Here is a 4,994-nt window from a genome sequence, read left to right as displayed (position 1 = left end):
GCGAACGCACCCTCGCCCGCCTGTTCCGGCGGCACACCGGCCTGGGCTTCGCGCAGTGGCGGCAGCGCGCCTGCATCCTGCGTTCGCTGCGGTACCTCGCCGCGGGCATGCCGGTCACCCGCGTCGCGGTCACGCTGGGCTACGAGAATCCCGCCGCGTACACGGCCGCGTTCCGCACGCTTCTCGGCCGGCCCCCGTCGGCGTACCGGAGCACCGGCGCGCTCCCCGGACCGCCGTAGGGCGGACGCGCGGGCCGACGTCCACAAGATGATCACGCGGGTAGTCTCGGGGCATGGTTGAGCATCGCATGGTCGACGTGAACGGTATCCGGCTGCACATCGCCGAGGAGGGCGAGGGCCCCCTGGTCGTGCTGCTGCACGGCTTTCCCGAGTCCTGGCACTCCTGGCACCGCCAGTTCGGCCCGCTGGCCGCCGCGGGCTTCCGGGTGGTCGCTCCCGACCAGCGCGGATACGGGCGCAGCGACCATCCCGAGGCCGTCGACGCGTACACCATCCTGCACCTGGTCGGCGATGTCGTCGGGCTGGTCCGCGAGCTGGGCGAGGAGAAGGCGTACGTGGTCGGGCACGACTGGGGCGCGCCGGTCGCCTGGCACACCGCGCTGCTGCGGCCGGACCTGGTGCGCGGGGTGGCCGGTCTGAGCGTGCCGCCGCCGTTCCGGGGGTCGCGGCCTCCGCTGCCCGCCATGGACGAGATGTTCGGCGGCCGCTTCTACTGGAACTACTTCAACCGTCCCGGGGTCGCCGACGCCGAGTTCGCCGAGGACACCCGCACCGCGCTGCGCAAGTTCTTCTACTGGGGCTCGGGGGACGCCCCCGGCGCCGGTCGGAAACAGCCGCTGGTCGACCCGGAGCGCGGCTGGCTCGCGGACATGGCCGACCCGGAGGTGCTGCCGGAGTGGTTCACCGAGGAGGATCTCGACGCGCTCACGGAGAGTTTCTCCCGGGGCTTCACCGGTGCCCTGAACTGGTACCGCAACCTCGACCGGAACTGGGAGCTGACCGCTCCCTGGCACGGCGCCGTCGTCACCCCGCCGTCCCTGTACGTCTACGGCGACCGGGACGTGGTCCCCGCCTTCCCCGGCACACCGGAACTCATCGAGCGGCTGCCCTCGCTGATGCCCGGCCTGTCGCGGGAGCCGCTGAAGCTGGCCGGCTGCGGCCACTGGACCCAGCAGGAACGGCCGGACGAGGTGAACGCGGCGCTGATCGAGTTCCTGACCTCCTGCCCGTGAACTGATCACTCGGCGTACCGGCCCGGCATCCGGCCCCCGGGCAGGTACGCCGTCCGAGGGCATCGACCCCACCGGTGTCACATCCCCGGCCCGCGAGTGGGTACCCCGTGCACAGGAGGTACCGATGTTCGAGGCATCCGATATCCGCGAGTGGCGGGGTCACGACGTGGTCGACACCGACGGTCACAAGATCGGCGTTCTGGAGTCGGTCTACGTGGACACCGCCACCGACCAGCCCTACTTCGCCACGGTCACCGTGGGTGTGCTCAGCCGTCGCCGGCTGGTGTTCGTCCCCCTCACGGACGCGACGGTCGGCCCGGGCTACCTGAAGGTCGCCCAGAGCAAGGACGTGGTGAAGAAGGCCCCGTCCATCGAGACCGACGGCGAACTGACCGCCGCCGCCGAACCGGAGGTCTTCGCCCACTACAAGCTGCCCTACGCACCGGGCGCCGGTGGCGAGCGACGCCTGGCCCGCCGATGATCCGCCGAACCCGCCGGGAGACCCGATGAGCCTGTTCCTGTTCCTGATCCTCGCGGCCGTCGTCCTGGGGATCATCGGATTCGTCGTCAAAGGTCTGTTCTATCTCCTGGTCATCGGCGCCGTGGTCCTCGTCCTCGCCCTGGTCTACGCCGCCGTGCGCTTCCGCCGGGGCGGGCGCAAGCACCGCGTCGCCCGCTGACACGACGGACCCCGACGCGGCCCCGGTCGCGTGTTCCCACCGGAAGGCGGCAAGCTGGTACAGCTTCTGCTGCCGGCCGTAAGGGAGCGGTCATGGATGGCGCGGACGGCGTGACCGTAGGCGTACTGGGCTCCTACGGGGGCCGCAACGTCGGCGACGAGGCGATCCTCACCGCCCTGCTGGACCAGGTCCGGGCCGGCCGCCCGGACACCCGGTTCGTGGTCTTCTCCCGCGATCCGGCGCACACCCGCTCGGTCCACCCGGACGTCGAGGTCGTCGCCTGGGAGGGGGTCTGCCGGGAGGGCATCTCCGAGCCGCTGCGCCGGCTGGACGTCCTGGTGCTCGGCGGGGGCGGGATCCTCTACGACACCGAGGCGCGCCGCTACCTGCGGCTGGCCGGCACCGCGCAGAGCCTCGGCGTCCCCGTCTTCACCTACGCGGTGGGGGCCGGTCCGCTCACCGACGAGACGGACTGCGCGTATGTGCGCGCGGTGCTGTCGGACGCGGTCGAGGTGACGGTCCGCGACGAGGAGTCGAAGCTCGTCCTCGAAGAGGCCGGGCTCACCCGGCCCGTCTCCGTCACCGCCGACCCGGCGCTGCTGCTGGAGGCCGGCGACCGCGGCCGGGCCCTGCTGCGGGCCGAGGCGGTGCCCCGCCGGAGGCGGCTGGTGGGGATGAGCGTCCGGGAACCCGGGCACGCCGCCGAGCACCTGGACGAGGAGGGGTACCACCAACTGCTCGCCAGCATGGGCGACTTCCTGGTGCAGCGGCTGGACGCGCACATCGTCTTCATCTCCATGGAGCGCGGCGACATCCGGCACGCCCACGCCGTGGCGTCCCGGATGACGGCGGCCGACCACTGCACCGTGCTGCACCGCGGCCACGGGCCCCAGGAGGTCCTGGACATCGTCGCGCAACTGGACCTGGCCGTCGGCATGCGGCTGCACTTCCTGGTCTTCGCCGCGGTGGTCCTCGTGGAGCGGTACGGCTTCCTCGGCGGCAACGCCACCGCCGCCCTGGTCATGCCGCTGATGAGCTTCCACAACGAGGTCAGACAGGCCGTGCCCGGCGACACCACGCGGCTGCTGCCGCCCGACCACGGCGAGGGCGAGCCGGTCGTCGGCGGGGTGCTGTGGGTGCTGCTCGACCAGCTGGTGCGCACCGGAGCGGCGATCCGGCCCTCGCTGGAGACCGGCTACACCGTGCCGTTCGACCCGGAGCTGTTCAAACTGGCGGCCTATGAGCTGCTGGAAAACCACGAGGTCAGGATGCTGCTGCACGCCTTCGCCTCCGGCGTGGTCGGCCTGCCGGACCGGGCCCGGGCGGTGTTCGAGACCAAGTCGGGGCCGCTGGTGCTGGACGCGGACGTGATCGTCGACTGCACCGGGGACGGCGACATCGCCGCGGCGGCGGGGGCCGAGTACGAGATCGGCCGGCCGGAGGACGGCTGGACACAGCCCATGACGCTGATGTTCCGCATGGCCCGCTTCGACCACGAGGAGTTCGCCGCCTACACCCGCGCGCGGCCGGACCAGTGGAAGGGCGTGCACGGGCTGTGGGACCTGGTCCGCGCCGCCACGGACGCCGGTGAGCTGGACCTGCCGCGCGAGGACGTCCTCTTCTTCGCCACCCCGAACGCGGGCGAGGTGGCGGTCAACTCCACGCGGGTCACCGAGGCGCTCGGCACCAGCGTCTGGGACCTGACCCGCGCGGAACTCGCCGCGCACCGGCAGATGGCGCAGATCTCCCGGTTCCTGCGCGGCCGCGTGCCGGGCTTCGCCGATTCCTACGTGGTGCAGAGCGGTGTGCAGGTCGGTGTCCGGGAGACCCGGCGGATCATCGGCGAGTACCTGCTGACCGGCGAGGACGTGCTGTCGGCCCGCAAGTTCGACGACGCCGTGGCGCGCGGCGCGTACCCGGTCGACATCCACAACCCGAGCGGTCGCGGCACCAGGCTCGAACGGCTGCCGCGCGGCGAGTCCTACGACATCCCGCTGCGCTGTCTGCTGCCCCGGGGCCTGGACCGGGTGCTGGTCGCGGGCCGCTGCATCTCCGGGGACCACGTGGCCCACTCCTCCTACCGCGTGATGCCGATCTCCATGGCCACCGGACAGGCGGCGGGCGTGTGCGCGGCCCTCGCGGCGACCAGTGGGCGACGCCCGCGGGACGTCCCGGTGGGCGCGGTGCAGCGGGAACTCCGGGCCCAGGGCGCCAGCCTGCCTTGACGCCACCGCCGTATCTGCTTCACCCACACGGAGGAAATACGGGGCGGCGGCCACCCCTCGCGCATGTCCGGGCCGCCGCGGGCGAGACATCGGACATGAGCGAACCGACGAGGGGCGCCCCGCCGCCGGCCTCCCGGCATCCACGCGGGTCCGACGTGGTGTTCACGGCGGACTTCGCCTCCACGGCGCAGTGGACGGCGGGCCGTTCCTCGGCCTATCCGGGAGGCGGCCCGGTCAACCCGGACGACGACAAGCTGGACCATCTGGTGGACGACGCCGATCACGCCCGCTCAGGCGTGTTCCGGGCCACCCGGCGGCCGGACGGCATGTGGGACACCGGCCTGCTGACCACCGAGGACAGCGAGGAGGAGTTCCTGCTCCTGCCGGGGGACGTACTGGAGACCCGGGTCCGGCTGCCCACGGAGACCGGCGCGTGGCCGGCCGTCTGGACCTGGCGGGACGGCGGCCAGGAGGTCGACGTCTTCGAATACCACCCCGACCACCCGGACCTGCTGGAGCTGACCAACCATGTGCGCGGGTCGCAGCGGTACGTGCGTCACGACGCGGTCCGTCCGGGGGCCTGGATCGACCTGCGCACCGAGTTCGGGCGTCACTCGGTGGACTGGTGGCTGAACGGTGAGCGGGTGTTCGCGGACCGGCGCGGGGTGGGGCGCCGCTGGCACGCCTTCCTCATCGTCAACCTCTCGGTCTGCGCAGGGCGCTACCACCCGCCGCCCGACCCGGAGACGACCGGGATGACCTTCGAGGTGGGCAGCCTGGTGGTGCGGCGCCCGGCCGGGGACGACGCGTAGCCCCGACGACCGCCGCACGGCCACC

6 protein-coding genes are annotated in these 4,994 nt (G+C 72.5%); all 6 read left to right on the top strand.

Annotated elements, in window-relative coordinates:
- A partial coding sequence (locus H5J33_RS23270) for a helix-turn-helix domain-containing protein (protein WP_181796850.1) occupies positions 1 to 239 on the top strand: 239 nt, incomplete at its 5' end.
- Positions 240 to 292: 53 nt separating this feature from the next.
- Positions 293 to 1,252, top strand: a complete 960-nt coding sequence (locus H5J33_RS23265) for an alpha/beta fold hydrolase (protein ID WP_258565333.1) — start codon at positions 293 to 295, stop codon at positions 1,250 to 1,252.
- A 124-nt stretch (positions 1,253 to 1,376) separates the two neighbouring features.
- Positions 1,377 to 1,733, top strand: coding sequence for a PRC-barrel domain-containing protein (locus tag H5J33_RS23260; RefSeq protein ID WP_181796849.1), 357 nt, complete (start codon positions 1,377 to 1,379; stop codon positions 1,731 to 1,733).
- A gap of 25 nt (positions 1,734 to 1,758) precedes the next feature.
- Entirely contained in the window at positions 1,759 to 1,932 is a 174-nt protein-coding gene (locus H5J33_RS23255; protein ID WP_181796848.1) for a hypothetical protein, read from the top strand.
- Between the two features lie 92 nt (positions 1,933 to 2,024).
- A complete protein-coding gene (locus tag H5J33_RS38410) occupies positions 2,025 to 4,157 on the top strand; it encodes an FAD-dependent oxidoreductase (RefSeq protein ID WP_181796847.1) in 2,133 nt (710 codons plus the stop codon).
- Positions 4,158 to 4,252: 95 nt separating this feature from the next.
- Positions 4,253 to 4,969, top strand: coding sequence for a family 16 glycosylhydrolase (locus tag H5J33_RS23245; protein ID WP_181796846.1), 717 nt, complete (start codon positions 4,253 to 4,255; stop codon positions 4,967 to 4,969).
- Positions 4,970 to 4,994: the final 25 nt, after the last annotated feature.

It is taken from the genome of Streptomyces sp. WELS2 (genome assembly GCF_013870595.1).
Lineage (GTDB): Bacteria > Actinomycetota > Actinomycetes > Streptomycetales > Streptomycetaceae > Streptomyces.
Note: the sequence above shows the minus strand (reverse complement) of the source record. Positions and strands in the feature narration are given on the sequence as shown.

What these genes read in the sequence shown, in the direction of transcription:
- H5J33_RS23265 (WP_258565333.1), top strand. Translation starts at nt 293, where the DNA reads ATGGTTGAGCATCGCATGGTCGACGTGAACGGTATCCGGCTGCACATC.
- H5J33_RS23260 (WP_181796849.1), top strand. Translation starts at nt 1,377, where the DNA reads ATGTTCGAGGCATCCGATATCCGCGAGTGGCGGGGTCACGACGTGGTC.
- H5J33_RS23255 (WP_181796848.1), top strand. Translation starts at nt 1,759, where the DNA reads ATGAGCCTGTTCCTGTTCCTGATCCTCGCGGCCGTCGTCCTGGGGATC.
- H5J33_RS38410 (WP_181796847.1), top strand. Translation starts at nt 2,025, where the DNA reads ATGGATGGCGCGGACGGCGTGACCGTAGGCGTACTGGGCTCCTACGGG.
- H5J33_RS23245 (WP_181796846.1), top strand. Translation starts at nt 4,253, where the DNA reads ATGAGCGAACCGACGAGGGGCGCCCCGCCGCCGGCCTCCCGGCATCCA.